Source organism: Exiguobacterium aurantiacum (assembly GCF_024362205.1).
In the GTDB taxonomy this organism is placed as follows: Bacteria; Bacillota; Bacilli; order Exiguobacteriales; family Exiguobacteriaceae; genus Exiguobacterium; species Exiguobacterium aurantiacum_B.
On the sequence record NZ_CP101462.1, the window covers coordinates 530639 to 556757 of the forward strand.

At 50.1% G+C, this 26119-nt stretch carries 26 protein-coding genes; 11 read left to right on the forward strand and 15 right to left on the reverse strand.

Annotation, left to right across the window (positions count from 1 at the left end):
* Nucleotides 1-71: 71 nt before the first annotated feature.
* From NMQ00_RS02920 to NMQ00_RS02935, 4 genes are all read left to right on the forward strand, one after another.
* Nucleotides 72-803 carry an SDR family oxidoreductase gene (locus NMQ00_RS02920; protein WP_255177850.1) on the forward strand — a complete coding sequence of 244 codons (732 nt, stop codon included), beginning with the start codon at nucleotides 72-74 and terminating at the stop codon, nucleotides 801-803.
* A 2-nt stretch (nucleotides 804-805) separates the two neighbouring features.
* Nucleotides 806-1363 carry a DapH/DapD/GlmU-related protein gene (locus NMQ00_RS02925; protein ID WP_255177851.1) on the forward strand — a complete coding sequence of 186 codons (558 nt, stop codon included), beginning with the start codon at nucleotides 806-808 and terminating at the stop codon, nucleotides 1361-1363.
* A complete protein-coding gene (locus NMQ00_RS02930) occupies nucleotides 1360-1791 on the forward strand; it encodes a cyclophilin-like fold protein (protein WP_255177852.1) in 432 nt (143 codons plus the stop codon). Before NMQ00_RS02925 ends, NMQ00_RS02930 begins: the two co-directional genes overlap by 4 nt.
* Before the next feature lie 133 nt (nucleotides 1792-1924).
* Entirely contained in the window at nucleotides 1925-2323 is a 399-nt protein-coding gene (locus NMQ00_RS02935; protein ID WP_021066236.1) for a cytidine deaminase, read from the forward strand.
* Nucleotides 2324-2359: 36 nt separating this feature from the next.
* Here the strand turns inward: NMQ00_RS02935 and NMQ00_RS02940 are convergent, their stop codons facing one another.
* From NMQ00_RS02940 to NMQ00_RS02950, 3 genes are all read right to left on the reverse strand, one after another.
* On the reverse strand, nucleotides 2360-3085 hold the full coding sequence (locus tag NMQ00_RS02940; RefSeq protein ID WP_255177853.1) for a polysaccharide deacetylase family protein: 726 nt from the start codon (nucleotides 3083-3085) through the stop codon (nucleotides 2360-2362).
* A gap of 721 nt (nucleotides 3086-3806) precedes the next feature.
* Nucleotides 3807-4523: a polysaccharide deacetylase family protein gene (locus NMQ00_RS02945; protein WP_255177854.1), complete on the reverse strand. Its 717-nt coding sequence runs from the start codon at nucleotides 4521-4523 to the stop codon at nucleotides 3807-3809.
* A 129-nt stretch (nucleotides 4524-4652) separates the two neighbouring features.
* Nucleotides 4653-5411 carry an MBL fold metallo-hydrolase gene (locus NMQ00_RS02950; protein ID WP_255177855.1) on the reverse strand — a complete coding sequence of 253 codons (759 nt, stop codon included), beginning with the start codon at nucleotides 5409-5411 and terminating at the stop codon, nucleotides 4653-4655.
* A gap of 118 nt (nucleotides 5412-5529) precedes the next feature.
* On the opposite strand from NMQ00_RS02950, the gene NMQ00_RS02955 reads away from it, so the two are divergent.
* The gene (locus NMQ00_RS02955; protein WP_029594764.1) at nucleotides 5530-5937 is read left to right on the forward strand and encodes an Lrp/AsnC family transcriptional regulator; all 408 of its coding nucleotides are present in this window, start codon (nucleotides 5530-5532) and stop codon (nucleotides 5935-5937) included.
* A 38-nt stretch (nucleotides 5938-5975) separates the two neighbouring features.
* Here NMQ00_RS02955 and NMQ00_RS02960 read toward each other — a convergent pair whose 3' ends face one another.
* Complete coding sequence (locus tag NMQ00_RS02960) at nucleotides 5976-6695, reverse strand: GntR family transcriptional regulator (protein WP_255177856.1); 720 nt, start codon at nucleotides 6693-6695, stop codon at nucleotides 5976-5978.
* 146 nt (nucleotides 6696-6841) lie between these two features.
* On the opposite strand from NMQ00_RS02960, the gene NMQ00_RS02965 reads away from it, so the two are divergent.
* Both NMQ00_RS02965 and NMQ00_RS02970 read left to right on the forward strand, forming a co-directional pair.
* Nucleotides 6842-8191, forward strand: coding sequence for a 6-phospho-alpha-glucosidase (locus tag NMQ00_RS02965; protein WP_255177857.1), 1350 nt, complete (start codon nucleotides 6842-6844; stop codon nucleotides 8189-8191).
* A gap of 71 nt (nucleotides 8192-8262) precedes the next feature.
* Nucleotides 8263-9816, forward strand: coding sequence for a PTS transporter subunit EIIC (locus tag NMQ00_RS02970; protein WP_255177858.1), 1554 nt, complete (start codon nucleotides 8263-8265; stop codon nucleotides 9814-9816).
* 51 nt (nucleotides 9817-9867) lie between these two features.
* Here NMQ00_RS02970 and NMQ00_RS02975 read toward each other — a convergent pair whose 3' ends face one another.
* From NMQ00_RS02975 to NMQ00_RS02995, 5 genes are all read right to left on the reverse strand, one after another.
* On the reverse strand, nucleotides 9868-10137 hold the full coding sequence (locus NMQ00_RS02975) for a hypothetical protein (protein WP_255177859.1): 270 nt from the start codon (nucleotides 10135-10137) through the stop codon (nucleotides 9868-9870).
* A gap of 35 nt (nucleotides 10138-10172) precedes the next feature.
* A complete protein-coding gene (locus NMQ00_RS02980) occupies nucleotides 10173-13847 on the reverse strand; it encodes an Ig-like domain-containing protein (RefSeq protein ID WP_255177860.1) in 3675 nt (1224 codons plus the stop codon).
* 112 nt (nucleotides 13848-13959) lie between these two features.
* Nucleotides 13960-14676, reverse strand: coding sequence for an IS21-like element helper ATPase IstB (istB, locus tag NMQ00_RS02985; protein ID WP_147538924.1), 717 nt, complete (start codon nucleotides 14674-14676; stop codon nucleotides 13960-13962).
* Nucleotides 14673-16118: an IS21 family transposase gene (gene istA / locus NMQ00_RS02990; protein WP_369696451.1), complete on the reverse strand. Its 1446-nt coding sequence runs from the start codon at nucleotides 16116-16118 to the stop codon at nucleotides 14673-14675. The genes istB and istA overlap by 4 nt, the downstream gene beginning before the upstream one ends.
* Nucleotides 16119-16190: 72 nt before the next feature.
* Nucleotides 16191-16793 carry a hypothetical protein gene (locus NMQ00_RS02995; protein ID WP_255177862.1) on the reverse strand — a complete coding sequence of 201 codons (603 nt, stop codon included), beginning with the start codon at nucleotides 16791-16793 and terminating at the stop codon, nucleotides 16191-16193.
* A 182-nt stretch (nucleotides 16794-16975) separates the two neighbouring features.
* Here NMQ00_RS02995 and NMQ00_RS03000 point away from each other — a divergent pair, with 182 nt between their 5' ends.
* Nucleotides 16976-17206, forward strand: coding sequence for a type II toxin-antitoxin system Phd/YefM family antitoxin (locus tag NMQ00_RS03000; RefSeq protein WP_255177863.1), 231 nt, complete (start codon nucleotides 16976-16978; stop codon nucleotides 17204-17206).
* Nucleotides 17207-17242: 36 nt separating this feature from the next.
* Here the strand turns inward: NMQ00_RS03000 and NMQ00_RS03005 are convergent, their stop codons facing one another.
* Complete coding sequence (locus NMQ00_RS03005) at nucleotides 17243-18142, reverse strand: helix-turn-helix transcriptional regulator (RefSeq protein ID WP_255177864.1); 900 nt, start codon at nucleotides 18140-18142, stop codon at nucleotides 17243-17245.
* A gap of 66 nt (nucleotides 18143-18208) precedes the next feature.
* On the opposite strand from NMQ00_RS03005, the gene NMQ00_RS03010 reads away from it, so the two are divergent.
* Nucleotides 18209-18727 carry a dihydrofolate reductase family protein gene (locus NMQ00_RS03010; protein WP_255177865.1) on the forward strand — a complete coding sequence of 173 codons (519 nt, stop codon included), beginning with the start codon at nucleotides 18209-18211 and terminating at the stop codon, nucleotides 18725-18727.
* Between the two features lie 67 nt (nucleotides 18728-18794).
* Here NMQ00_RS03010 and NMQ00_RS03015 read toward each other — a convergent pair whose 3' ends face one another.
* From NMQ00_RS03015 to gnd, 4 genes are all read right to left on the reverse strand, one after another.
* Complete coding sequence (locus NMQ00_RS03015; RefSeq protein WP_255177866.1) at nucleotides 18795-19589, reverse strand: hypothetical protein; 795 nt, start codon at nucleotides 19587-19589, stop codon at nucleotides 18795-18797.
* 139 nt (nucleotides 19590-19728) lie between these two features.
* Nucleotides 19729-21228 carry a gluconokinase gene (gene gntK / locus NMQ00_RS03020; protein WP_441294611.1) on the reverse strand — a complete coding sequence of 500 codons (1500 nt, stop codon included), beginning with the start codon at nucleotides 21226-21228 and terminating at the stop codon, nucleotides 19729-19731.
* Nucleotides 21229-21245: 17 nt separating this feature from the next.
* Nucleotides 21246-22589: a GntT/GntP/DsdX family permease gene (locus NMQ00_RS03025; RefSeq protein WP_255177868.1), complete on the reverse strand. Its 1344-nt coding sequence runs from the start codon at nucleotides 22587-22589 to the stop codon at nucleotides 21246-21248.
* Nucleotides 22590-22671: 82 nt separating this feature from the next.
* Complete coding sequence (gene gnd, locus NMQ00_RS03030) at nucleotides 22672-23556, reverse strand: phosphogluconate dehydrogenase (NAD(+)-dependent, decarboxylating) (protein ID WP_255177869.1); 885 nt, start codon at nucleotides 23554-23556, stop codon at nucleotides 22672-22674.
* Nucleotides 23557-23682: 126 nt separating this feature from the next.
* Here gnd and NMQ00_RS03035 point away from each other — a divergent pair, with 126 nt between their 5' ends.
* On the forward strand, nucleotides 23683-24537 hold the full coding sequence (locus NMQ00_RS03035) for a MurR/RpiR family transcriptional regulator (protein ID WP_255177870.1): 855 nt from the start codon (nucleotides 23683-23685) through the stop codon (nucleotides 24535-24537).
* Nucleotides 24538-24557: 20 nt separating this feature from the next.
* Entirely contained in the window at nucleotides 24558-25031 is a 474-nt protein-coding gene (locus tag NMQ00_RS03040; protein WP_255177871.1) for a GNAT family N-acetyltransferase, read from the forward strand.
* 50 nt (nucleotides 25032-25081) lie between these two features.
* Here the strand turns inward: NMQ00_RS03040 and NMQ00_RS03045 are convergent, their stop codons facing one another.
* Entirely contained in the window at nucleotides 25082-25963 is an 882-nt protein-coding gene (locus NMQ00_RS03045; protein ID WP_255177872.1) for a manganese catalase, read from the reverse strand.
* Nucleotides 25964-26119: the final 156 nt, after the last annotated feature.

Consider the following 26119-nt stretch of genomic DNA (forward strand, 5'->3'; position numbering starts at 1 on the left):
AATCAAATAGTAGCATTAGACATGACGCTTGTCCGTTCCTATACTGGAGTCAATCGAAGGAGGAATGGACTATGACCATCAATAAAGTTGTCATCATCATGGGGGCGTCGAGCGGGATCGGCGAAGCGACGGCCCATCTATTGGCCGAGCGGGGTGCGAAACTCGTGCTCGCCGCCCGTCGTCTCGAGCGATTGGAAGCCATCCAAGCGAAGCATCCCGAGGCCGACATCGTCATCCAGCAAGCCGATGTCACGGACTACGCAGCTGTCGAGGCGGTCGTGAAGATGACGATCGACACGTTCGGGAAAATCGATGTCTTGTTCAACAACGCCGGGATCATGCCGACCGCGCCGCTCGTTGACGGGCGCCGTGACGAATGGCAGGCCATGCTCGACGTGAACGTGACCGGGGTGTTGAACGGGATCGCCGCCGCGCTCCCGATCATGGAACGGCAACAGTCGGGTCATATCATCGCGACCGATTCGGTGGCCGGGCACGTCGTCTATCCGGAGTCGGCCGTCTATTGCGGAACGAAGTTCGCGGTCCGGGCCATCATGGAAGGCTTGCGCCAAGAACAGCGTGAGAACAACGTCAAATTGACAATCATCTCGCCGGGAGCCGTCCAGACCGAGCTGTACAACACGATCAGCGACAAACAAGCCGCCCAGGCGCTCCATGAGGCGCAAACCGAGTGGGGATTGACGAGCGAGGACGTGGCCGAAGCGGTCGTCTATGCCATCGACACACCGGACCGGGTCTCTGTCAGCAACCTCATCATCCGCCCGACGAAACAACAGGTGTGACGATGAGTAGCGGATTGAGAGAACGCGTGTCCGGCCGATATATCGCTGCGGGCGAAGCCGTCTTTGAAGAGATTCATCACATTCAACGAGCCATCGAACCGACGCTCATGCGCTTGAATTATCAGTATTTGCCGAAAGACGAGTTCCGGCAGACGCTCTCGGAGCTGCTCGGCTGTGAGGTCGCTGAGTCGGTCACGGTGCTGCCACCGTTCTATACCGATTTCGGGAAACACATCACGCTCGGGACGGACATCTTCATCAACCGTGGCGTCATGTTCACCGATCTCGGGGGCATCGACATCGAAGACCACGTCTTGATCGGTCCGTTCGCGAAGTTGTTGACGGTCAACCATCCGACCAATCCGACCGAACGGCGCGGCTTGATCACGAAGCCGATTCGTGTGAAACGGAGCGCCTGGATTGGGGCCGGGGCGACGATTTTGCCGGGTGTCACCATCGGCGAGAACGCCATCGTCGCGGCCAACGCGACGGTGACGAAAGACGTCCCGGACAATGTGACGGTCGCTGGGACACCGGCCCGTGTCGTGCAGCCGTCATGAACGCCATCCGACTCGGATTGGTCGCATCCATGTTGTTTCTCGCTGGGTGTGGGGACGACGCGGTGAGGGAGCCGGAGAATCAGGAAGGAGTGACATCACAAGTGGAAACGATACCCGTTTCAGTACGTTTCGAGGACAACCCGACAGCCGAAGCGCTCCAAGATCGACTGCCACTCACGCTGTCGATGCAGGACTTGCATCAGAACGAGAAGTACTTCTATTTCGATGAACCGTTTCCGACGAACCCGGAACGTGTCGGTTCGATTCGGGCCGGGGATGTCATGCTGTATGGGGATGACTGTCTCGTTTTGTTCTATGAAGATGTCGAGACGAGTTATGCGTATACGCGCATTGGTCGGGTCGAGAACTTCACCACGCTTGCACCGCTGCTCGGGAGCGGGACAGTCGAGCTGACGTTTCAAAACTGATCAAACAGTGTGACCGCTTTCAAAATTTTATTGACTTCTCTGTCATTTGAGGTGTATGCTAAAAATCCTGCCCAAAAAAGAGAGGCCGGGAACTGGCATCAGTTCATTTCGAGTCAGAGAGGACAATGATCCCATGAACCAACAACAACTAGTCGAGCGCGCCCGCCAAGTGAAAGAGAACGCCTACTCGCCGTATTCAAACTTCCGCGTCGGAGCAGCGCTTCTCATGAAGGACGGAACGGTCATCGACGGCGTCAACGTCGAGAACGTCTCGTTCGGTGCGACGAACTGTGCCGAGCGTACGGCCATCTTCACAGCGGTCGCGCAAGGTTATAAAAAAGGTGACTTCGAAGCCGTCGCGGTGTCAGGGGACACGGTCGACTTCTTGCCGCCGTGCAGCATCTGCCGCCAAGTGCTCGTCGAGTTCGGCGACCCAGACTTCAAAGTGTTGCTCACGAACGGCAACGCCGACGTGAAAGAAGTGACGCTGGAAGAGCTCGTCCCGCTCGCGTTCACAGAACTCGAGATGTGATACAAAATGCTGAGCCCGCGGGCTCAGCATTTTTGTTTACCGATGTGGTTTCCATTTATTGAAGAAGTTGTGCGGATTTTTAAGGCCATGCAACGTTCCGAACTCGTAGCCACGTTTTTTCGCTTTCGCGTTGCGGATGATATAGTCGAGCGCGGTCGGGGTGATGGAATGATCGTGGGTCAGGATGATCGAGGCAATTCTTGCTTTATAGTTCGCATCGAGCCGAGCAAACACTTGGTTTTGGACGCGGCGGTTGTCCGTCTTATACCGGTAGTCGAGACTGTCGATATTCCAGTCCCACATTTGAAAGCCCGCTTTCGTCATCGCGCGCCGATGCGCCAGCGTCATGTACGGGTCGCTGCCGTATGGAGTGCGGACGATGTTTGATTTGACACCCGTCACTTTGAAGACGAGCTTTTGGACGTCCTGCATCTCGCGCACGGCCGTCGTCGGTGTCCGGTAAAATTTGTGCCGGTCGTGCGTCATCCCGTGAAGCGCGATGAGATGACCTTCTGCGACGATTCGTCTGAGCATTTTCTCGTTGCCTTTGATGTTGTTGCCGAGAATAAAAAACGTGGCTTTGACCTTATGTTTCTTCAACACATCGAGCAAAGCGCCGGTTTGACGGTGCGGACCGTCGTCGAACGTCAAATAGATGAGGCTGCGGTCGTTGTACGCTTTCGGTGTCGCCGCTTCTGTGTGCGACAGGGGACTGATCAACAGAATCGCCAACACGAACAAAATCAAACGTTTTCTCATCATCATACACACCTTCCTGATGTAAACCAGTGGTGTTAGACGGTGCCGGCATGATTGACGTTAGTCTTTACCCGATTCAAGTTCACGACACTACACATGTGGACGACAAATACTCGATGTTTCCCGAGACGTTGAGGTATATCAGGAGACGATCCCAATCGAGATGAATAACGTGTAGATCGTTAGCTTTTTAGTCATGGTAGCGCTTTTTAAAATAGGAGTATCTCAAACTAGATCCGCCGCACAAATGAAATACCTGAATAAAAGGATATTAATGACAAAAGACGAATAAATAATACCATCAAATCAACCAAAACAAAGGAGCGTAATGTACTTGAATCTAAAATATAGTAAGTACTCTCTCTTATTAAGTGTGATTGGGATTTTTATAGCCTATATGATTTTCCCACCATTTAATATCACATTCGGAAAGTGGTCGATGATTGCTATTCCAATTGGTTTTATTATTTATTTGATTGGTATCGTCTATGGGATTACTGCTTTTCGTCTGAAAGAAAAAGGGTTTATGAAATATGTTTCCTTACTCTCTCTTCCTTTAGGCGTGCTATATATCGTCTTCATGTTTTACTTGTTCGGAGGAGAAATTTAATTGAATGGACTCATTTCATTTCTGGTGTAGTTCCCTTTAACCATTGGAATGAAGCTTCGGTCGTTATGTCTAGTAATTGAGTAATGCCCCGCATCCATCGATGCGGGGCATTTTTCATTCATTCGGTTCCCACGGATTGAAAAAGTTGTACGCGGGATGCACGCCTTCTAACGTCTGGAACTCATAGTCGCGTTCTTTCGCATAGCGGATAATCGTATCGAGCGCCTTCGGGGTCATCGAGTGATCGTGTGCCAAAATGATGGAGGCGATATTCAGCTCGTAATTCGCCTCGAGCCGATTGAACACACGCTGCTCGATCGGAGCGTTGTCTTTCTTATAGATATGGTCGAGACTACCGACGTTCCAGTCCCAAATCTCAAAACCGGCCTCGTCCATCGCTTGCCAGTGCGCAGGTGTCATGCCTGCGTCACTACCGTAAATCGTGCGGGCCATATTCGTATGGATGCCTGTCACTTCAAAAATGAGGCGTTGTACGTCCTTCATTTGACGCACGGCCGTCATCGGCGACGCATAAAACTCCTCGCGCACGTGTGTCATCCCATGCAGGGCGATGAGATGGCCATCGGCGACGATGCGTCGGATGAGGTGCTCATTCCCCTCGATATTCTTCCCGAGGATGAAGAATGTCGCTTTCACCCGATGCTTCTTCAAGACGTCAAGCAACGCTCCCGTCTTCCGGTTCGGCCCGTCATCGAGCGTCAAATAGATGAGACTGCGGTCGTTATAAGCTTTCGGTTTCGGGATCGCCGCCTGAGTCAGGGAGCTGATTAACAAAAAGATGGACATGAGTAAAATGACGCGTTTCTTCATTCTCAAAAAACTCCCTCGAGGCAAAAAGTGGGTGACATGGCATCGGTATGAAGCATAGAATACCACAAAAAGGATTCAAAAATGAAGCTAAAAATGCCCCTGACGTGGAAGGTCAGGGGCGTCGTTTCGTTAGCGTGAAATCGTCTCGCCATCTTCTGGAACGATGAGTTGATCGGCGAAGCTGTGTGAGGCCGCATAGGCACGTAAGTCAGGACGCGACAGGTTCCAATGATTGACCGCTTCCATATGGACCGCGATAATCGTCGCGGCTGGAGCCGTCTCATGCACAAGGCGGACGTCCTCTTCGTTCATGACGAGCGAGCCACCTTCGACGAATTGGTTGTCCCCGGCGTTGACGACGATGACTGCTGGTTGATGCGCTTGAATCGTCTTGGCGACTTCGTCATACCAGACCGTGTCCCCAGCGACATAGAGCGTCTGTTCCGAAGGATGGGTGAAGACGACACCGCACACGAGACCGGCCATTTCTAAAATCGGACCGCGTCCGTGCTCACCTGCTGTCTTCGTGAGGCTGATTCCTTCGAATGCTGTCGTGTCGCTCAACACGGTCACGTTCGTGAAGCCGTCGCCTTCGATGACAGTCAAATCGTCCTCGTTTTGAACGAACAGCGGGATCGCTTTCGGCAGAACTTGTTTGGCGACCTCGTCGTAGTGGTCGAGATGCAGGTGGGTCAAGATGACGGCGTCGATGCCTGTCAAAATGTCGTCAATCGCGATTGGCAGGTCGGCCAATGGATTAGCGTCTTGCCGTGCCGAGTTCGGGAACGGGGGATAGGCGCCTTTCTCCCCGAGGAACGGGTCGATGAGGAACGTCTTTCCGGCGTATTCAACGCGGAGTGTGGCATTACGGATCAGTTGTACGTGCATAGAAAAATCTCTCCTTTTAGCTATAATGTATGTACAGTCTAACAAGCAGCCGTCTTTTCATACATAACACGAATCAAGTGTTTGGACGGATTGGCTTGAATCGTGAAAGGAGTCACCTATGCTCGATCCAACAGATCGCCTCATCATCGAGGCGTTACAGGCGAACAGCCGGATAACGATGAAAGAACTCGGGGCACACGTGCACTTGACCGGGCAGGCGACGGCGACGCGCGTCAAGAAGCTCGAAGACCTCGGCATCATCGAAGGATATACGATTCGCGTGAACGAGGACAAGCTCGGGTTACCGGTCCACGCGATGATCACCATCTTTACGTCGAGCACATTCCACGACCCGTATCTCATGTTCCTCGAGGAACACCGGCCGTACGTCCGCAATAACTACAAGGTGAGCGGGGACGGCTGTTACGTCTTGGAGTGCCGATTCCCGTCGAACCAAGAGCTGAACGCCTTTTTGGACGGGCTCAGCAAGTACGTCAATTATAAGTTGTCGATTGTCATTAACTGACGAAGGACCTGTGAATCGCTTGATTCACAGGTCCTTTTTCAATGTCTTCGTCCGGCGCGGATGATGAAGCGATATTCTTCACTCTTGAAATACGTTTCTGTGAACTCAAACCGACTGCCATCCATAAGAAACGAATAGAGTTCGACTTTGAGTACGGGCGTTCGTTCACTCACTCCGAGCATCTCGGCAATCTCTTTTGTCGGGAGCACCGGGATGAACTCTTGGACGCTGTCCGCAATCTTGAACTGTTTGACGTCTTCGATATAGGCGTACTTCGATTGCGACATCACTTCGTACGTCAAGTCGGGGAACAGCTTTAGCGGCAAGTATGTGTCCTCGACGATGAGCGGTTCGCCGTCTGCGAATCGTTGGCGCCTCACGTAGAAGACGAGCTCGCCATCTTCGAGTTCGAGTGCCTCTCGCACTTTCTCACTCGGTGGCTGCAACGTGAAGGTGAGCACTTTGTTCGTCACTTCTTTCCCTTCTCGTTTCATGTCTTCGGTGAAGCTTTTTAATTCGTACATGTTGTGTTCAATCTTTTCGGACTGGACGTATGTGCCGCTGCCCTGTCGTTTCCATAAGAGACCTTCCTCTTGGAGCAATTTGACCGCCTGGCGGACAGTCACTCGACTGACGCTGAACTCTTCGACGAGTTGAGCCTCGGTCGGGATCGCCTCACCGGGCGCCCACGTGCCGGATTCGATAAACATGCGCATTTTGTGGGCGACTTGTTGGTAGAGCGGTGATTTTGCTTTCATGACTGACCCTCCGATTTCGACCTGAATTCATACTTCTAGTATACACAAAGTAAAACGTTTTCAAAAATATTGTTGACGTTTAAAATAATATGTATTAAATTTGTATTGTAATCAATTAGATATGTATTAGAAAGGGGAACGCACACATGAAACAAGGACAACGCCTTGTCGTCGTCGGTGGCGGCAGCACGTACACAATCGGTATGATTATGAGCTTGATCGAAGAGAAGGCTCACTTCCCACTACGTTCAATCACGTTTTACGATACGGATGGTGAGCGCCAGGAGCGTGTCGCCAAAGCGACTGAAATCATCTTGCGTGAGCATTACCCAGAGCTCGAGCTGTTCGAGTATACGACGGACAAAGAATACGCCTTCCGCGACAAAGATTTCTTCTTCGTCCAAATCCGGACGGGCGGCCTGGAAATGCGCGAGAAAGATGAACAGATTCCGCTCCGTCACGGCGTGGTTGGACAAGAGACGTGTGGACCGGGCGGGATGTCGTACGGGATGCGGTCGATTGGGGACATGATTGATCTCGTCGCAGACATCCGCCAAGGCTCACCGGACGGTTGGATCTTAAATTATACGAACCCGGCCGCAATCGTCGCAGAGGCGTTGAAGCGTGCCTATCCGAATGACAAAAAGATTTTGAATATCTGTGATATGCCGGCCGCAATCATGGTGAGCTACGCGAAAATTCTCGGCAAAGAGATTTGGGATCTCGTGCCGGAATACTTCGGCCTCAACCACTTCGGTTGGTTCACAGGCATCTATGACAAAGAAGGCAACGAATTGACGGAAGACATCAAGCGCGCCATCTTAGAGGACGGGTTCATCCCAGAAGATTCAGAGATCGCAAACGACCCATCTTGGATCAAGACGTTCAAGCAAGTCGAGAAGATGCTCACCGATTTCCCGGAATATTTGCCGAACACGTATCTTCAGTATTATTTGTACCCGTCCGACATGGCGGAGAAGGAAGACGTGGAGAACACGCGGGCCCGTCAAGTCATCAACGGCCGCCAACAACGTGTCTTCTTGATGTGCGATCAAATCATCGCTGACGACTCACTTGAGAACGTGCATCTTGAAGTCGACATCCACGGTTGCTACATGATTCGCGTCGCAGCGTCACTCGCCTACAACAATGGCGATATCTTCATCGTCATGGTGAAAAACGACGGCATCATCGCTAACTTGCCGGATGATGCGATGGTCGAAGTGCCGGCGATGCTCACGAACCGTGGACCGAAGCCGTTCGCTGTCGGACACATTCCTCGCTTCTATAAAGGGATGATCGAAGGACAGCTCGCCTACGAACAGCTCGTCGTCGACGCCTATTTCGAGAATAGCTATGAAAAGGCACTCCAGGCACTCACGCTCAACCGGACCGTCGTCGATGCGCCGGTCGCCCGTCAAATCCTTGACGATTTGATTAACGAGAACGAGAACTATTGGCCGGCCCTCAAACAACGGGAGACGGTCGCACGCTAAAGACGAAGGGGATTCATTCCCCTTTGTTCGTTTTGTGAATTGATAACGCTTACACAAGAGGAGTGAATCAAATGAGTCAATGGTTCGGGGTATTTCAAAAGTTCGGGAAGGCGCTCATGGTGCCAGTCGCGCTCTTGCCGGCGGCCGGTATTTTACTTGGTCTCGGCGCGGCGCTAACAGGTCCGCTTGCAGAAAGTTGGAAGTTTTTGCAGAACGGGACGGTCGAAGCGATTAGTGCCGGGATGCTTCAAATCGGGCTGAGTATCTTCGCCAACTTGCCAATCATCTTTGCGATTGGCGTCGCGGTTGGTCTTTCCGGCGGGTCGGGAATTGCGGCACTTGCCGCACTCGTCGGCTACGTCATCATGAACACGACGATCTCGATTGCCCTTGGGATCACACTGGAAATGGCGGCGGAGAGCGGGGAGTACGGCATGTTGCTCGGTATCCCGTCACTTGAGACGGGTGTGCTTGGCGGGATTGCGGTCGGCTTGCTTGCGGTCTGGGTGTATAAGAAATTCCATACGTTCAACCCGCCAGAGATGCTCGGCTTTTTCGCCGGAGATCGTTCGGTCGGTATCGTCATGGTATTCTTTTCCATCTTGCTCGGTTTCTTTATGATGCTCATTTGGCCGCCGATTCAGACCGGCCTCACGGCGATGGCGAACGTCATCGCGAGTGATGCGACGAATCCGGCTTACGTCGGGTTATACGGAATGCTCGAACGCTTATTGATTCCGACCGGATTACATCACATCTGGTACGCACCGTTCTTATGGACGTCACTTGGCGGCACGGCGACGGTTGGCGGTTCGATTGTGAGCGGGGACCAATATATTTTCCTCGCCCAAATCGCAGAAGGTGTCGACGTGACGGCCGGACGCTTTATGGCCGGCAAGTTCCCAATCGTCATGTTCGGTCTTCTTGGAGCGGCGTTCGCCATGTACCGTCAGGCCGATCCGGACAAGCGTCCCGTCGTGCGTGGTCTCTTGCTCGCAGCGGCAGGGACGGCGTTCTTGACCGGGATCACCGAACCGATCGAGTTCACGTTCTTATTCATTGCACCACTCCTTTACGTCGTGCACAGTGTGTTGACAGGGGTGTCGTTTGCGCTCATGTACGCTCTTGACGCCCACATCGGCTGGGCCGGTGGCTCGGGATTGATTGACTATGTCTTGGTGAATGTGTTGCCAGGGACGCCGCGCTGGTGGATGAACCTCGTCGTTGGGGCCGGATTCTTCTTCGTCTATTACGGCATCTTCACGTTCGCGATTAAAAAGTGGAACTTGGCGACGCCAGGTCGAGGGGGGCAAGAGACGAAACTGTTTACCCGCAAAGACTACAATGAAAAGAAATCAGAAAAGACATCAATCCAAACGACGGCACTTGCCATTCAAGAGGCGCTCGGTGGCCGTGACAATATCATCGACATCGATGCCTGTTTCACACGTCTCCGTGTTGAATTGAAAGACGTGTCACAAATCGATGAGGACGAGTTGAAGGCACTTGGGGCAGCCGGCGTCGTGAAAGTGAAAAACAACATTCAGGCCATCTTTGGGGGACGCTCGGATTTGTACAAGAATGAGTTGCTCAAACTGCATAAAGAGATGGACCAAGCGAATTGAAAAAAGAGCTCAACCGATTTACGGTTGGGCTCTTTGTCCGAGATGAGAAGGTTAGTTCATAACCGACGAGGCACGATAAAATTGAGAGCCTTTGATAAGTGTCGATGTGACGAGACCGATGGCGAGCGGCAATGTGATGACACCGATGCCTTGCTCGGTGACGATCATGTTGCCTTCCTCATAATAGCCTTTCAAGTAGAACAGCCCAGAACCAATCGTCTCGTTCAACTCGAGTGTCGAGACGTTGAGGTACACCATGAGGGCGAATAGCGAGATGACACTGATTGAGATGAATAATTTTGAAAACGATAGCTTGATCATGCGAACACTCCTTTTTAATTTCATTTCTATTGAAATCACTTCACTTTAATTGTTTTACTCATCGACTGATAACCTGATTTTTGCAAGACGACTTTGACTGTGGTGCCTGTCTTTTGTTTCGGGATCGTTAATCGGTATTGTCCTTTACTATTGACGGTTGCCTTTTTACTGATTGCCTTACTGCCTACATAAGCCTGGACAGTCGCAGTTTTATCAGCTGTTCCTGACATGTATGTGTGAGAGCGGGTCACAGGGTTCACTGTCAATTTTGAAAAGACATTCAACACGGTCGTTGTTTTTGCGCTAGTGACATAACCTGATTTGGTTTGTTTCACTGTGATTTTCGTACCTGCTTTTTGAAGGGGAACTCGAATTTGATACGTTCCTTTCGAGCTAACTTTTACAGAAGTACCAATTTTTCGACTTCCGACATAGGCTGTCATCACCGATCCTGATGTTCCTTTACCCGTCAATGTTGTCATTTTTCGTGTCACTGAATTGACTGTGTGGCCTGTGAAATTGAAAAGTACTTTAGTCTTTTTCTCACTCGAAGCATAGCCCGAATGCTCCAATTTAACGGTAATGTATGTCCCACCTTTTTGTTTCGGAATAGTGAGTTTGAACGTTCCAGAAGAACCAATCTTCACTTTCGAACTGATTGCTCGATCATTAGCATACGCCTGAGCATATGAACCAACCAACCCTTTACCTGAGATATAGGTGTCTGCTGAGTCTATGGCACCCAAAGACCAAGTCGGGAATAGGTTGAGTGTGAGGACGTTTGTGGTCTCTGATTGATAACCTAATCGATGTCCGTGTAAAGTGACTACCGTTCCAGCGACCTGTCTCGGAACTTGGATTGAAAAAGTCCCATCATTTGAAGCAACGCTGGTGCCGATTATTTTTCCGGCCACCGTCGCCTCAATTCTAGTTCCAGCTGTCATTTTGCCTTTGATGAAGCTGTGGGTAGGTAAGAATGGCTCTGTTATGAATTTAGCGAGCTTGCCGAGTACATTCTCCTCTGGAAATTCGTAAATCTGATCACCGACAGCGACTGTCCACTTTATTTTAGTGTGTGGCACACCGGTAGGAACAGCGATTTTAAAATTGCCATCATAGGACGTTGTAGCTGAATAGTCGCTACCATTAATACGTGCTATTACAACGGCATGTCGCATCGTTTGACCACGGAGGACTGTGCTTCCGGCAATGACGGGTTCTGTTGCTAATTTCCGAGGTACTTGAATCTGAGTCTCGATCTTACTGTCATCTCGTAACATCATGGACAAAAATTCTTGATTAAAATCGTAGTCTTTTGCTGGGATGACAAAATTTCCTTTAGCATCGGCTTTGTATAATTTATCGCCATTTGGGGTTGAGATATAAACGTTAGTACCAGGTTCCACTATTCCGGTGTAATCCGCTTGAGCCGTACGAGGGATGGCGAGCGACAATAGCTTTGGAGGAGTTGCATCTTTTACAACTACCTCATGGGAATAAGAAATACCTAAAGCGGTTCTAATGACAAATGTCCATACATCACCTGCTTTAAGTGAAGTTGGCAACGTGTGACTTACTTTTCCTTCGTAATTGGCTTCGGTCGTAAATTGTTTTTGTCCTTTGTACCATGCCTCTACTTTAGACATGCTTCCAATATTGAGTTCCAAGTGAGTTGTCTGGTCTGTCCAAGAGATGTTCATTGGATTCGCAGGCATATCGGGAGAATAAAATTGTTTCGTCAGATCATAAAAAATTTGACCATTTTTCGATTTAATGATGAGACGAACAGAATGATTTTTTGGCAATGACGTAGGGAAGTACAATACTGTATTTGTATCGCCTTTTGTTTGTTCTTCTGTCATAGGAAATGCGTTTTGGTTTTCATCAATGAGAATCCATTGGTAATATATTTCTTCATATTTCCCAGGATAATAGACAAACGAGACTCGCTTGCGATCAGGGGAAATTGACTGTCTAACTTTACTTGATCCTACTTGCGTCGTAACTTTATCGAGGTTGCCTTTAATAAAAGCGGTAAGTTGATCACCGGCTTCTAAATTCGGAATTCTGATATGAGACGTTTCAGTCCATTCAGTATTACGGTGTTCATAGATCTTTCCTTTGTGTTCGACAACAATTGTATCGCCAATTCTTCCGTTTGAGATTAAAACGTAAGGTGCTCCTTCGGTAACGTTACCAATAGATAAGCTGTTCTCGGCTTTTGGAATATTAAGCACGATTGGTTTGGATATATGGCCTTTAGAATCTGTTAACACTAATTCAACTTTGTTAATTTCGTTTGGGTGATTCAGCATGTGGAAGATATGTTCCGTTGAATCAGTGTGTGCTTCTTCAGTTTGAATTACTTTTCCAAGAGCGTCATAAGTTTTCAGTTGAATGGAAACGTCTTTTTCATTAAAGGTTAAAAAGAGTGTGTCTGTCATATAGTCATGTGAGCGGACAGAGGGTGCTGTCACGTCTTCGAATAACAAAGGTGTCGTATAAGTTTGAGTTTTTTTCTCATTCATTGTAATGAGTTGATTCGGCAATTCATTTGATGAGTTGAGCGGGAGTTCAAACTTACCTGTAGCATCACTCAATGCGCTTGTGCTGGATACATCGGTTGTCACAAGCGTATAAGGTGATGTCGTACCTGTGATTTTTGTATCGGCATCGGTAAGGCGGTTAATTATTACATTTCGGCCTGTAATTGTATCTTCTACAAAGGTTGATGTGACTACTTCATCAGAGATGGTCACTTTAAATGTATCTTCATTATTAATTTTTATATCGGTGAAAGAGAATTGATAAACTTGATCTGATATTTTCTCATTCTTTGGAGCATAAGATTGGAAAGTACCGTTTGATTTTTCAATTACTAACTTTGCAAAAGGTTTTGTGGTTTTGAAGTGCTTCAATAATACTTTCAACTCGTTATTTTTTATAACATAAGTGGGTTTTTCTAATTTTCGAGTATCGGTAATCATTACATCTACAGCATTCGAATATGACATTGCTTCTGAATATACTTTGAAATAATCACCATATTGTGCTTTAGGGATTCGAATTTTAAAATCACCATTTTCATCAGCTCGTTGCACAAGGTTTAGCGAATGGCTAGAGTTAATTCTGATGACGTCGTACGGAGTTGATTTTCCTCTAATGTATTCATCATATAAAGATGTAGGTGAAAGTTGTAGAGAACTTCTTTCAACATCAACTAGAATAGTTGATGGCTCTCCTTTAGGCGGAGTGACCGTGATTTCAATAGCTTTCGTTTCTGCTTCCAAATGGTATGAACATCTCAAAATACCGTCGTTAAGAATAGGACAAGAACCAAAGCGACCGCTAGGTTTAGATATATAAGTTACTTTATTATTTGGTGGCACCCAACCATTGATGGAGCTGTCACCAACTTTAAAAGGAGAAACATAAGTATTAGGAACTCCTTCGGTATTCCGCGGCGATAAAAAGGATCTTTGCTCATGGTTTGGAAAATAATATGACTGAAAAGTAAAAGTATACGTGCCAGATATTACATTGAATCCATCGAGCATTCGATTTTCTCCTACATCGAGATAAAAGAAACCGTTCTCGTCAGCTTCCGTAGTGATAAAAGGTTCTTGATGATTGACATCATAAAGCCCGATTGTAATACCGGGGAGTGTGTAACCTTTGAAGATATGCGAATCTACAAGTGTTTCATCCAATTGAAATTTAAACGAGGCAGGGTTGGTTAAGTCGAATGTCACGGTTGTGTATTTTGCAATACAAATGTGCACAATAATGCAACGAAAAGTACAGAACTTTGCCAGCTGGGTTTTAGTGTTTCGACAACGCATGCGTGACACGATAACTGTCACCTGTGAAATTTAATATGTGAGCGTGATGGATGACGCGATCGACGAGTGCCGCCGTTAGGCGCGCGTCGCCAAAGATGCGATTCCACTGGCTGAACTCAAGGTTGGACGTGATGATCAAGCTCTTTCGCTCATACCAGTCAGTGATGAGATGGAACAGGAGTTCCGCAGATTCTTTTGTGAGAGGGATGTATCCCATCTCGTCCAAAATGATCAGGTCTGCCGATTCGAGACGTGAATGGAAGCTGCTCAGCTTCCCATCCCTCCAGGCCTTGTTAAGTTGCTCTACGAGCTCGGAGACCCGGAAGAACCTCACCTCATAACCTTTGTGACAAGCTTCTCTCCCGAGTCCGATGGCCAAATGGGTCTTTCCCGTCCCCGGGGACCCTGTCAGAACGACGTTCTGTGAATGCTCGACGAAATTCAATGAGGTCAGTTCGTCCTTATCCAAATGCTTCGGGAAATAGATGTGATTGCCCCAGTGATAATCGTCGAGTGACTTGTTGTTGATGAATTTAGCCTTTTTGATTAACCGTTGCGCTTTCGCTTCCTCGCGGAGGCGCATTTCCATCGAGAAAAGCTCCGTGAGAAACTTTTCAGGGGATTCCGTTGGAATCGATTCATAGATTTCAGCGACATAGGCAAGGCGGAGCGATTTGCACATTTCTTTTAGGCTCATACTGCACCACCTTCTCCCCAAGGCCGATTCAGGCTATCGTACTTGCTCCAATCCACATCATAAGGATGGTCCTCAACCACGGCTGGATCGTCGTCCTCGCTCAGTAGCTCGTATAGGCGTTCATTGATCTCGAGGATTGGATAGAGTGCGAGCTTGGCTCGGATCCAGGCCAGTCTTTCCTGCCGAACGAGTAAGTTGGGTACGCCCAGGTATTCTTTGATTCTACCCGGCAGATATTCGGAATAACGGGAGTGCCCGAAGCTTCTCGGCTTCTTGTGCCAAGTGCTGATGATGTTTTCCCATGGGAGCGCACGCTTTGTCATCATGTAGGGACGTTTTTCTTCGTAAAGGATTTCTCCGTGAAGTGAGAGAATCTTCATCGAATCCCACCTTAAGATGGCGCGTACTTGCCCATGACGAGCCCCTGAAGGGATCAAGACTTTCGTCTTATCGATCGTTATTTCGCCGTACTTGTTCACCTTGAACAGTTCTTCCTTGAAGACGGGGAAGTCTTCTTGAGGTAATCGCAATAGATGTCTCTGCTCTTTTTCGAACAGCTCACGGATCAGCACATGCTTTTCGTAATGGACTCGCTCCATGTCGTCCCGTAGGGAAACTGCGAGCTGTCGGTTCATCGAATCGTAATCATGCATGACAGGGGCCGGGACAAGAAAGTTGTATCGAACGTATCCGACCTTGTTCTCGACACTTCCTTTCTCGTTCCCGCTGTAAGGATTACAGCTTTGGACTTGGAATCCATAATGAGCCATGAACTGCATGAAAGCATCGGTATAGATCGCCTCTTCCCTCGTCGTTCGCGGTTGGATGACTGCCGCGGGGAGATTATCAATTCGGAGTTGTTGCGGCACACCGCCGATTTCTTCAAAAAGCATTTTGAGTCCCGTCAGGAAGCACTCTTGGTTTTCTGCGGGGAGGGCGACGGCTGCCGTACGGTTGCTGAAGGGCAGACTCATGACGAGGCACTTCATATCGACCGCATGACTATCTTTGACGACTTCCATCGTCCCGAAATCCACCTGCGCCTCACCCGGAGGGTGCTGCAGTCGTTCATGCCTTGTGTCGTTTTCCTCTTCGCTTGTCATATGCCAGTTCTTGATGAAATTGCACACCGTTCGATAAGAGCCCTCGAATCCGTTCGCCACCAGCGTTTCATAAATCTTTTTATTCGTTCGTCTCAACTTTTTCTGAAGCATCTGATCCTCTGTCAACCAATCTTCGACCATCTCGCCCCATTTCGTTCCGTACATCATGCCCCTCTTGGGGCGAATGGTTTCGCTTGGCAATTGAGCTGAATCCGCGTATTTTTTTACCGTCCTCCAATTGAGGTCTAGATTTTTAGCGATTCGATTGATTGAATGTGATTTGTGGTTTCTAAGAAATTTGATACAATTGATATCGGACATTGCTAGCATTCCTTCCATCTCCTAACGTTCTTGTTTCGCAACTTAAACGTTAGGGTGAGATTATGGTTGCTGGCAAGTCCTTTTTCTTTTCTAAAATAGGAGTGCAGAGTTGTGTACGTTTCCGTTGCACACTTCTGCACTCCTATTTTGCACTACACAGGTTGAAGAAAAGGTATCCTCCTGTGAACTGAATGCTTTTACGACAGGGTTATCTAAATTGGACATAGATATCTTTAAAGTTTCATAGCCACTTAATACTTCATCACCAATTTTTACGTGAATGTTGGCGCGAAAGGCATAAAAAACAGCTTCGTTATTTGAGTTTATCCCTAAGAACGAAGGTTCAGAAATACTACCTTTGAGAATGGGCGTGAAAAATCGATTATGACTGATTGATCCGGAAGCATGTACTTCATATAAATGAAATCCGCCTCTAGGACCGTTAGGAAAAAGGATCTCTACATTTCCCGTCGAATCAGTACGATATTCATCATATACCTCGTTGGCATATACGCCATAAAGAGTATCCGCTTTTCCGCTTACTTTCACTTTTGTGGAGTCAGGGGAGAACGGTTCGACGGTAAGGGGATGTTCCTCAGCATAAGTAGCCAGTGGAATCCCGATTTGGGTTAAAAAAAGAGTAAAAACAAGCAGAAGAGTTAGTAAGGTGGAATATGGTAACTTTAGTTTCATTTATAGATTTCCTTTCTGGAAATGGAATGAAATACTATTAATTATCATTATATGAATCTCGTCACAAAACAATTCTTTTTTTAGAAAAGGGTATATGATTTATAAATATTTTAGAGCAGCTAGAATGTATCCGAGATTATAATCAGTACAGAGAAGAGAAATCTCGAAAGGGAGTGGCTGTAATGACAATCTTTACTTATCAAGAAGCACGAAAAAACTTGAAGCAAGTCTTGAATCAAGTGCACGAAAATAGTGAATCGATTACTGTCTTCCGAAAGAATGGTCGCAATGCCGTCATCCTGTCTGAGCAAGAATACAATCAACTGATGGAGACGATGTATGTGCTGCAGAGCCCTAAAAATGCTGAGCGGCTCTTTGACTCAGTTCGTCAGCTTCAACAAAAATCGACCTAAAATGGACTCACACCTATTCCGGTATGAGTCCATTTTTTATTCATACATATTCCATAACCGCTCCGCCTGCTCTCGCATCATCTCCCGCAGTTCAATCGGTTCCACGACCTCGACTTCCGCTCCAGCCGCGAGCAATTGCCGCGATAAGAACGGGAGCTCGGCTTCCGGCACGTCCCACTCATTTTTTTCAGCGATATAGGGTAATACGTCTTCAAGCAGACGGCGGCCAAGCGGGGTAATATTCAGCCGGACAGTCACGCCGCTTCGTTCGTCACTCACCTCGAGAAGCGTCGCCAGATCGTCCGCTTCGAACGTGTCATCGAGAAGACGCAGCGCTTCAATCCGGTCAATCCGATATTGGCGCAGGCCGTACTCCGAGCGGCCATACACGTACCATTTCGAATCGAGGAGCGCCATCCCGACCGGTGCGACGGTGAACGTGCGTGATCCTTTCGTCGTCATGTACGTCACCTCAATGTTTCGCCGTTGCTCGACCGCTTGAAACACGTCTTTCGTGAACGGTGCCGATGGGACGGTCTTGTTCCCGAGCCAGAGGATGTTCTTTTCGAGCCGAGCGATTTTCGTCTCGAGGTCATGTGGCAATTCGTTGACATACCAGTCCGACAGCGTGTCCCGCATATCCCCGAACGGCACGTCCGGAATCTGTTCCATCCATTTGAGAGTGAGGTAGAGCGCGACCGCTTCCTGTTCCCGGAGTTGGAGCGGCGGGAGCAATCGGTTCGGCAACATCTCATAGCCACCGCCTGTGCCGGGTACGCTCCAAATCGGATAGCCGAGTTCTTCGAGCGTCAGCATATCGCGCTGAATCGTCCGGACCGAGGCACCTGTCTCAGCGGATAGTTCGTCCGCTGTGAACCGGTGCCCGCGATTCAACAATCGAATCAACTGTAAATGTCGTTTTTTCATCTTATTCATTCCCGTCAAGTTTTGTCGTGTTTATCGGTTAAGCTGAATGTATCACGAATCAAGGAGGAATTCGTCATGGCAAACGTCGTCTTATATATCGCGACAAGTTTGGATGGAAAGATTGCCCGCACGAACGACCAGCTCGACTGGTTGTTCGCGGTCGAGGGGGAAGGGGACAACGGCTACGCTGACTTCTTTAAGACGGTCGGCGCCGTCATCATGGGACGGAAGACGTACGAGGAGGTGCTCGTGCTGGAGCCGGACGGTTACCCGTATGACAAGATTCCGAACTACATTTTGACACGCAGTCCGGACCGAGAAGCCGAGCACGTCACGTTCACCGATGAGCCGATTGAACAGCTCATCGAACGGTTGAAGCAAGACGTCGACGGAGACATTTGGCTTGTCGGGGGAGGCGAGGTCATCAAGGAAGCGATGGCGCACGACTTGATCGACAGCTATGAGATTGCCATCGCCCCGGTCGTATTAGGAGAGGGGATTCCACTCTTCCCGGAAGGCACGAAAGAGACGAAGTTGAGACTGACGAGTCAACGTTCGTCCGGCCAGTTCGTCATGGTGACTTATCAAAAATAGATAGATTGAATAAATTAAAAAAGCGTTCGGGAAAATTAATTTTTCCCGAACGCTTTTTTAAGGATATTTAGTTAATGATTTCTACTTCATCTAACGTCCACGGCATTATTGCGCCTTCTTTACCATATAGTATTCCTCTAACTGTAATAGTGTCATCTAAATTTATATTAATTAACTTCTCTCGTTCACTTTTTTTCACTGAAGCTAATACATCACTTACAAATGTAGTATCTTCCATTATTAATTGGATATTTTTATCAGACACCTCAACAACTGATCCAGTCCATTGTACATATTTCCCTTTAACGTCTTTCCAAAATGCATCTCTTTGAATATCCGTCATGTTGTCGTATGGATCATCAAACGCATAATAATTTGTACTTATTGGTTCTTTAGCCTTTGCCTCAGCTTTAGCCTTTGCCTCAGCTTTAGCCTTTGCCTCAGCTTTAGCCTTTGCCTCAGCTTTAGCCTTTGCCTCAGCTTTAGCCTTTGCCTCAGCTTTAGCCTTTGCCTCAGCTTTAGCCTTTGCCTCAGCTTCAGCTTTCGCCTCAGCTTCAGCTTTCGCCTCAGCTTCAGCCTTTGCCTCAGCTTCAGCCTTTGCTTCAGCTTCTGCGTCTTCATTGTTTGTCTCTTTTTCTTCTGACTTGGCTTCTTTAACTTCACTCGCATCTACTTCTGAAGAGCTGACTTTCTTCTCTTCTTCAGTATCAACAAATGCCCCAGATACCATGAAGAGAACAAAGCAACCGACAGATATACTAAATTTCCTCATAGAAGTACCATCTTGTTTGAACAGTGAAATGATCCAAGCAACCGCAAAACCAAGACAAAACAGGGCAGAAAAAACAAAAATAAAATCCATGTTGTTATTCCTCTCGAAATTATAATAGAACTACAATCATTAATATACATGACACCACCATAAAGAAAATTAAAAATTACAAAAATAAGGTAATGAATTCCAAAATAAATCCGAGTCCATTATTGGGACTCGGATTTTCTCATACATGCTTCCGCTGGAACGCTGCAATCGCTTCATACTCTTCTGCGAGATGACGGGAGAGTCGAATATAGATTGGCAGCAACTCCCGGTAAATCGCTGTCGCTTCCGCGTCGGGCGCATGTTCATGCGTCACTTGCGGCACGGCCGTGAAGTCATCGATGTCGCCGAACGCGTACTCGCCGAGCATGACGGCCCCGAGACACGAGCTCTCATGGCTCTCCGGCACGACAACCGGCGTATCGAAAATGTCGGCCATCATCTGGCGCCACAAACTCGACTGGGCGAAGCCACCCGTCGCATGGATCCGGTTAGGTGCGCCCGTCAACTCGTCGAGCGCCAGCATGACCGTATACAAGTTGAAGATGACACCTTCAAGCACCGAGCGGATGAAGTGCTCGCGCTTATGGTGGATACTCAAGCCGAAGAACGAACCGCGTGCGTTCGAGTCCCAGAGGGGGGCCCGTTCACCCATCAAGTACGGGTGGAACAACAAGCCGTCCGAGCCCGGTTTGACCGTCTCGGCGATGCGCGTCAACACGTCATAGGCATCCATACCGAGCCGTTTCGCCGTCTCGACTTCGCTCGCCGCGAACTCGTCGCGGAGCCAGCGCAGGATGATGCCGCCGTTATTGACCGGCCCACCGATGACCCAATGCTTGTCGGTCAAGGCGTAACAGAAGATGCGTCCTTTCGGGTCCTCGACCGGTTGCCGGACGACCGTGCGGATGGCACCGCTCGTCCCGATTGTGACGGCGACGACGCCTTGTTCGAACGCCCCGACCCCGAGGTTCGACAACACCCCGTCACTCGCCCCGATGACGAGTGGGAAGTCCCAGCCGAGCGTCTCAACAACATCCGATTTAAGCGTTAAAATCTCGGTCGTCGGCACGAGCTCGGACAGTTGCTCCGATGTGACCCCGGCGACGGCGAGCGCTTCAACGTCCCAGTCACAGTTCTTCAAATTGAACAGCCCTGTCGCCGAGGCGATTGAATGGTCGATGACGAAGCGACCGGTCAGGCGGTAGAAGACGTACTCTTTGATCGAAACGAATTTCACGGCTCGAGCGAACACGTCCGGATGCTCGGCTTTCAGCCAACGCAGCTTCGACAACGGCGCCATCGGATGGACCGGGGTGCCGGTGCGCATATGGAGCGCGCTCGCATCGAACTCGCGTTTTATCTCTTGCGTATACGGGTTGGCCCGGCTGTCGGCCCACGTGATGCTGTGGGTGAGCGGGCGGCCTGACGCGTCGAGGGCGATCAGGCTGTGCATCGCCGAACTGAATGCGGCGAAGCGGACCGGACCGTCGGCTTTGGCGCGGACGGCGGAAATCGCCTCGAGCACGGCCCCGTAGATGACGACCGGGTCTTGCTCGGCCGTCTCCGTGTCCGGGGTGAGGAGCGGGTACAGCACGTTATATACCGCGAGTTGTTGCTGGTTATGGAACAGGACGGCTTTCGTGCTCGTCGTCCCGATATCGACGCCAATCGTGTACACACACATCACTTCCTAACTTAAATAATGAACAAACTGATCAAGAAGACGACCGCGAAGCCGGTCAATCCGATAATCGTTTCCATCATGGTCCACGACTTGAGCGTGTCTTTCACATCCAAACCGAAGTAGCGGTTGACGAGCCAGAAGCCTGAGTCGTTGACGTGAGACAAGACGGTCGCACCAGAGGCGATCGCGATGACGATGAGGCCGAGCGCGGCACCGGTGATATCCTGGATTTCGAGAAGCGGCGTGATGAGTCCTGCCGCCGTGACCATCGAAACGGTCGCCGAACCTTGGGCGACACGGACGACGGTCGCAATCAAGAAGGCGAGCACGATTGCCGGAAGCGGTGACCCGGCCATCATTTCCCCGAGCACGTCACCGACACCTGAGTCGATCAACACTTGTTTGAACACGCCACCGGCACCGGTGACGAGAATGATGATCCCGGCCGGTTCGAGCGCTTTCGTCGCGATCTCTTGGACTTCGTCACGTGTGTAGCCGCGGCGTGTGCCGAGGAAGATAAACGTGAGCAGCGTCGCGAGCGTCAAGGCGACGAACGGATGACCCATGAACGTCAAGAACGTGCGGATGCTGTTGCCTTCTTCTAATAAGACGGCAGACAACGTGTTGGCGAGAATCAAGACGAGCGGAATCGAGATGAGCGAGACGATCATCTTAAAGCTCGGCAGTTCTTTCGACGTGTCAATCTCTTCGAACTCCATATAGTCCGGGATATTGACGTGAATCTTGTTCGCGATATACTTCCCAAAAATCGGTCCGGCTAAAATTGCAGCCGGAATACCAGCGATGACCCCAAACAAGATGACCCAGCCGAGCTCGGCGCCGATCAAGTTGGCGACGGCGATCGGACCTGGTGTCGGCGGGATGAAGCTGTGCGTGACGGCGAGACCCGCAAGCAGCGGAATCCCGTAGTAGAGGAGCGAACGGCCCGTCTTTTTGGCGAGACCGTAGACGATCGGGACGAGAATGATAAAACCGACGTCGAAGAAGACCGGCACGGCGACGATGAAGCCGGTGATGGCGAGCGCCCATTGCGCCTTGTCCTCACCGAACTTACTGACGAGCGTCTGGGCGAGGCGTTCCGCGCCACCCGATACTTCTAACATCTTCCCGAACATGGCGCCGAGACCGACGACGACGGCGACGAAGCCGAGCGTGCCGCCCATCCCGTTCTGGATCGAGGCGATGACGTCCCCGAGCGGCATGCCGGCCGCAATCCCGACGAGCAGACTGACGAGGAGAAGTGAGACGAAGGCGTGCAGCTTCGTCCGCATGACTAAGAATAAGAGCAAGAAAATCCCTGCGACTGCGATTAAAATGAGTGTCGAACCCGACATATGTATTTCCCCCTTTACCTTATGTGTAACCGTTTACAAATATTGCCAAAGGAAAAAGCCACCCCTGACCTTTTCCTTGCCTTTATTTCTTGACGACCGCGTGGCCCCCGAACTCGTTACGGAGCGCTGCGACGACTTTCCCGGAGAACGTGTCGTCCTCGAGCGAGCGATAGCGCATCATGAGCGACATGGCGATGACCGGTGCCGCCGCCTGCAACTCGAGCGCCGTCTCGACCGTCCATTTTCCTTCCCCTGAGGAATGCATGACGCCGCGGATGTCGTCAAGCTTCGCGTCTTTCGAGAACGCGTTCTCCGTCAACTCCATGAGCCATGAACGGACGACCGATCCGTGGTTCCAGACGCGGGCGACTTGTTCATAGTCGTAATCGAACGGGCTCTTCTCCAAGATGTCGAACCCTTCGGCGATCGCCTGCATCATGCCGTACTCGATGCCGTTGTGGATCATCTTCAAGAAGTGGCCGCTGCCGGCCGGTCCTGTGTACAAGTAGCCGTTCTCGACCGAGAGGTCTTTGAAGATCGGCTCGATCGTCGGCCAGGCGGCGGCGTCACCGCCGACCATCGTACAGGCGCCGTTGCGTGCACCTTCCGTGCCGCCGCTCGTCCCGCAGTCGAAGAAGGCGATACCTTTTTCGCTGAACTGTTCGGCGCGTGCGACCGACAGCTTGTAGTTCGAGTTCCCACCATCGATGACGATGTCACCCGGCTCGAGTTTCTCGAGCAGTTCCGCGAGTACGGCCTCGGTGATGTCACCGGCCGGCACCATCGCCCAGACGACGCGCGGTGTCTCAAGTTTGGCAATGACGCCCTCGAGCGTCGGCACGATCTCAAACTTCGACGTCGCCTCGACGTTCCCGGCGTCTGTCCCGACGACGTTGTGACCATGGTCGCTCAAGTTGAGCGCCAAGTTGTATCCCATCTTGCCTAATCCAATCAAACCGATTTGCATATCGTCACCTCTAAATCGAATTTTTTTTCATCTCCCCACTATAATATCAAATTAAATTCGATTTTCAATAGAGATTGCGGAATTTTTTTCGAAAAGGTATCGTTAAAAGAAAAAAGGGTGAGACACATGGAATCGAAATCGATGAACGGCCTGGCCCGCATCCGTGGCGCTTATACGACACTGAGCAAGAAAGAGCAACGCATCGCTGACTATATCTTGAAACAGCCCGAACGCATCATTCACCATACGATCAACCAAGTCGCCGACGATTTAGACGTCGCCGAGTCGACCGTGTTCCGCTTCTGCCAGCGCGTCGGGTTCAAAGGCTATCAGGCGCTGAAGATCGCGCTCGCCACCGACGTCGTCGCACCGCTCCAAGACATCCATGAGGACATCTCGAACGACGACACGCCGTTTGAGATCGCCGAGAAGATCTTCACGTCGAACGTGAAGACGCTCGAGGCGACACGGCAGATTTTGGACACGGCCTCGCTCGATAAGGCCGTCGCGCTGTTGTTGTCGGCCCGTCGCATCGAGTTCTTCGGGAGCGGGGGATCGGCCGTCATCGCGCTCGACGCCTACCACAAGTTCGTCCGGAGCGGTCTGTTCGTCACGGCGAACCTCGAGTCGCACATGCAACTCATGTCGGCGTCACAACTGACGAATGATGATGTCGCCGTGCTCATCTCGCACTCGGGCGCCTCGAAAGACACGCTCGACGTGGCGAAAGTGTTAAGCGAGCGCGGCGTACCGACGATCGCCATCACCAACTATGCGAAGTCACCGCTGTCGAAGCTGTGTGACGTCGCCCTCTATACCGTGTCGCAAGAGACGGAGTTCCGCTCCGAGGCGCTCGCCTCGCGGATCGCCGAGCTCAGTCTGATCGACGCTCTGTTCACCGTCGTCATGATGCGGCGCGGGGAAGAGGGACGAGAATCGCTCCAGAAGATGCGAGAAGCGATTTCTCTAAGAAGAATTTGATAACAAATAGGGGTATTCAAATGGAAAATAGTATTATTTTAACTATAATTGAAAACCCGATTTGGGATGGAGAACTAAAACGTATTCTAGAATCACACCCAGGAGCTTTAGAAATCCCGGGCCCACATGATAAAGATATCTCACTAGAAATGCCCGATGTATTTTGGTACGAGGCCAATGAAGTGTCAAGAGCTAATGACATTGTTGGAATCGGGCGCATTCAGAAAGGGGATGATAACGAATATGAAATTTCTATAGCTCTAGTTGCATCTAAAATCGGTAGTGGACATGGAAGAAAAGTATTAACTTTATTAGAAAAGAAGGCGAAGGATAAAGGCGCAAAATCTGTTATTGTTGCTATAAAGCCAAGTAATCCAAATGCTGAGAAAGTAGTGAAGTGGTTTGAAGACAGAGGATATAACATCGACGTTATTAACTGGGAAGAGGTATTAAAATCTAAACGTAGGGATATCCAATTGAGTAAATATATTTAAGCACTTTACTCATAAAAAGAAGGCTGACCCATTCTCGGGCCAGCCTTCTTTCATTTCCGTTTAATTTGATCTGCGACTTTCTTGACGACTTTCTCGACACCACCCGCCGGGGCATCTAAGTCGTGATGGAGCGTCTTGTCCGGGATGTCCATGACCGGCTTCTGGCCTTGCGGGGCCGGGTCGCTCAAGTAGACGAAGTCGCCGGCACCATCCGGCGCGCTGCCGGTCGCCCATTTGCCTTGGCTCGACTCGTTGCCTTCCGACAAGTCCCAGAACTCGAGGCCGTGTTTCTCGGCTTCTTTCTCGTCCTTCGCCGGGAAGCTCGCCGGTACGATGACGCCGTTCTTCTCTTCGAGCTCATCGATGGCCGCCATCCATTGGTATTGGTGGTAGCGGTCACGGGCAAGCATCTTGCGGAACACTTTCCGGACGCCTTCGTCTTTCGTCATATGATAGAGACGTGCTACTTGGAGACGGCCTTGTGTCTCGGCGTGTAAGTTCGAGCGCATGTCGGCGAGCAAGTTCCCGCTCGCGACGATATACGACCCGTTCCACGGCACCCCGTTCGAGTTCGTCGGCAGTCCGCCGAGCCCGCTGACGATCAAGTGTTGCGGGTTCATCCCGCCGAGGATGGCCGCCGTCGCCGGGTCTTTCGCCGCCTCGGCCTGGTCGTCCGGTGACGCCCCGTCGAGCAGTTGCGAGATGAGGGCGCACAACATCTCGACGTGCCCGATCTCCTCGGTCCCGATGTCCATGAGCATGTCCTTATACTTTTCTTCCCCGCGGCAGTTGAAGCCTTGGAATAAGTATTGCATCATGACGGTCATTTCCCCGAATTGACCGCCGAGCACCTCTTGGATTTGACGGGCGAGCTGTGGGTCGGGCCGATCGACGTTCACTTCGAACTGCAATTCCTTCTGATGACGAAACATGGAACTCCTCCTTTTTTTGAACAACTGGTGAATGTACGACAAAGGTATAGTTCCACTATCAATAGTTATCAAACCTGTTTTTTTGAAAAAGATTTCCAAATACAGGTAGGGGTATGGGTATCGACTGAGGATTACAATTCGCCAAAGTGTGGAATT

Bases quoted from the DNA above. Each gene is read 5' to 3' on its own strand.
- NMQ00_RS02920 (WP_255177850.1), top strand. From the start codon at position 72: ATGACCATCAATAAAGTTGTCATCATCATGGGGGCGTCGAGCGGGATC.
- NMQ00_RS02925 (WP_255177851.1), top strand. From the start codon at position 806: ATGAGTAGCGGATTGAGAGAACGCGTGTCCGGCCGATATATCGCTGCG.
- NMQ00_RS02930 (WP_255177852.1), top strand. From the start codon at position 1,360: ATGAACGCCATCCGACTCGGATTGGTCGCATCCATGTTGTTTCTCGCT.
- NMQ00_RS02935 (WP_021066236.1), top strand. From the start codon at position 1,925: ATGAACCAACAACAACTAGTCGAGCGCGCCCGCCAAGTGAAAGAGAAC.
- NMQ00_RS02940 (WP_255177853.1), bottom strand. From the start codon at position 3,085: ATGATGAGAAAACGTTTGATTTTGTTCGTGTTGGCGATTCTGTTGATC.
- NMQ00_RS02945 (WP_255177854.1), bottom strand. From the start codon at position 4,523: ATGAAGAAACGCGTCATTTTACTCATGTCCATCTTTTTGTTAATCAGC.
- NMQ00_RS02950 (WP_255177855.1), bottom strand. From the start codon at position 5,411: ATGCACGTACAACTGATCCGTAATGCCACACTCCGCGTTGAATACGCC.
- NMQ00_RS02955 (WP_029594764.1), top strand. From the start codon at position 5,530: ATGCTCGATCCAACAGATCGCCTCATCATCGAGGCGTTACAGGCGAAC.
- NMQ00_RS02960 (WP_255177856.1), bottom strand. From the start codon at position 6,695: ATGAAAGCAAAATCACCGCTCTACCAACAAGTCGCCCACAAAATGCGC.
- NMQ00_RS02965 (WP_255177857.1), top strand. From the start codon at position 6,842: ATGAAACAAGGACAACGCCTTGTCGTCGTCGGTGGCGGCAGCACGTAC.
- NMQ00_RS02970 (WP_255177858.1), top strand. From the start codon at position 8,263: ATGAGTCAATGGTTCGGGGTATTTCAAAAGTTCGGGAAGGCGCTCATG.
- NMQ00_RS02975 (WP_255177859.1), bottom strand. From the start codon at position 10,137: ATGATCAAGCTATCGTTTTCAAAATTATTCATCTCAATCAGTGTCATC.
- istB (WP_147538924.1), bottom strand. From the start codon at position 14,676: ATGAGCCTAAAAGAAATGTGCAAATCGCTCCGCCTTGCCTATGTCGCT.
- istA (WP_369696451.1), bottom strand. From the start codon at position 16,118: ATGGAAGGAATGCTAGCAATGTCCGATATCAATTGTATCAAATTTCTT.
- NMQ00_RS02995 (WP_255177862.1), bottom strand. From the start codon at position 16,793: ATGAAACTAAAGTTACCATATTCCACCTTACTAACTCTTCTGCTTGTT.
- NMQ00_RS03000 (WP_255177863.1), top strand. From the start codon at position 16,976: ATGACAATCTTTACTTATCAAGAAGCACGAAAAAACTTGAAGCAAGTC.
- NMQ00_RS03005 (WP_255177864.1), bottom strand. From the start codon at position 18,142: ATGAATAAGATGAAAAAACGACATTTACAGTTGATTCGATTGTTGAAT.
- NMQ00_RS03010 (WP_255177865.1), top strand. From the start codon at position 18,209: ATGGCAAACGTCGTCTTATATATCGCGACAAGTTTGGATGGAAAGATT.
- NMQ00_RS03015 (WP_255177866.1), bottom strand. From the start codon at position 19,589: ATGGATTTTATTTTTGTTTTTTCTGCCCTGTTTTGTCTTGGTTTTGCG.
- NMQ00_RS03025 (WP_255177868.1), bottom strand. From the start codon at position 22,589: ATGTCGGGTTCGACACTCATTTTAATCGCAGTCGCAGGGATTTTCTTG.
- gnd (WP_255177869.1), bottom strand. From the start codon at position 23,556: ATGCAAATCGGTTTGATTGGATTAGGCAAGATGGGATACAACTTGGCG.
- NMQ00_RS03035 (WP_255177870.1), top strand. From the start codon at position 23,683: ATGGAATCGAAATCGATGAACGGCCTGGCCCGCATCCGTGGCGCTTAT.
- NMQ00_RS03040 (WP_255177871.1), top strand. From the start codon at position 24,558: ATGGAAAATAGTATTATTTTAACTATAATTGAAAACCCGATTTGGGAT.
- NMQ00_RS03045 (WP_255177872.1), bottom strand. From the start codon at position 25,963: ATGTTTCGTCATCAGAAGGAATTGCAGTTCGAAGTGAACGTCGATCGG.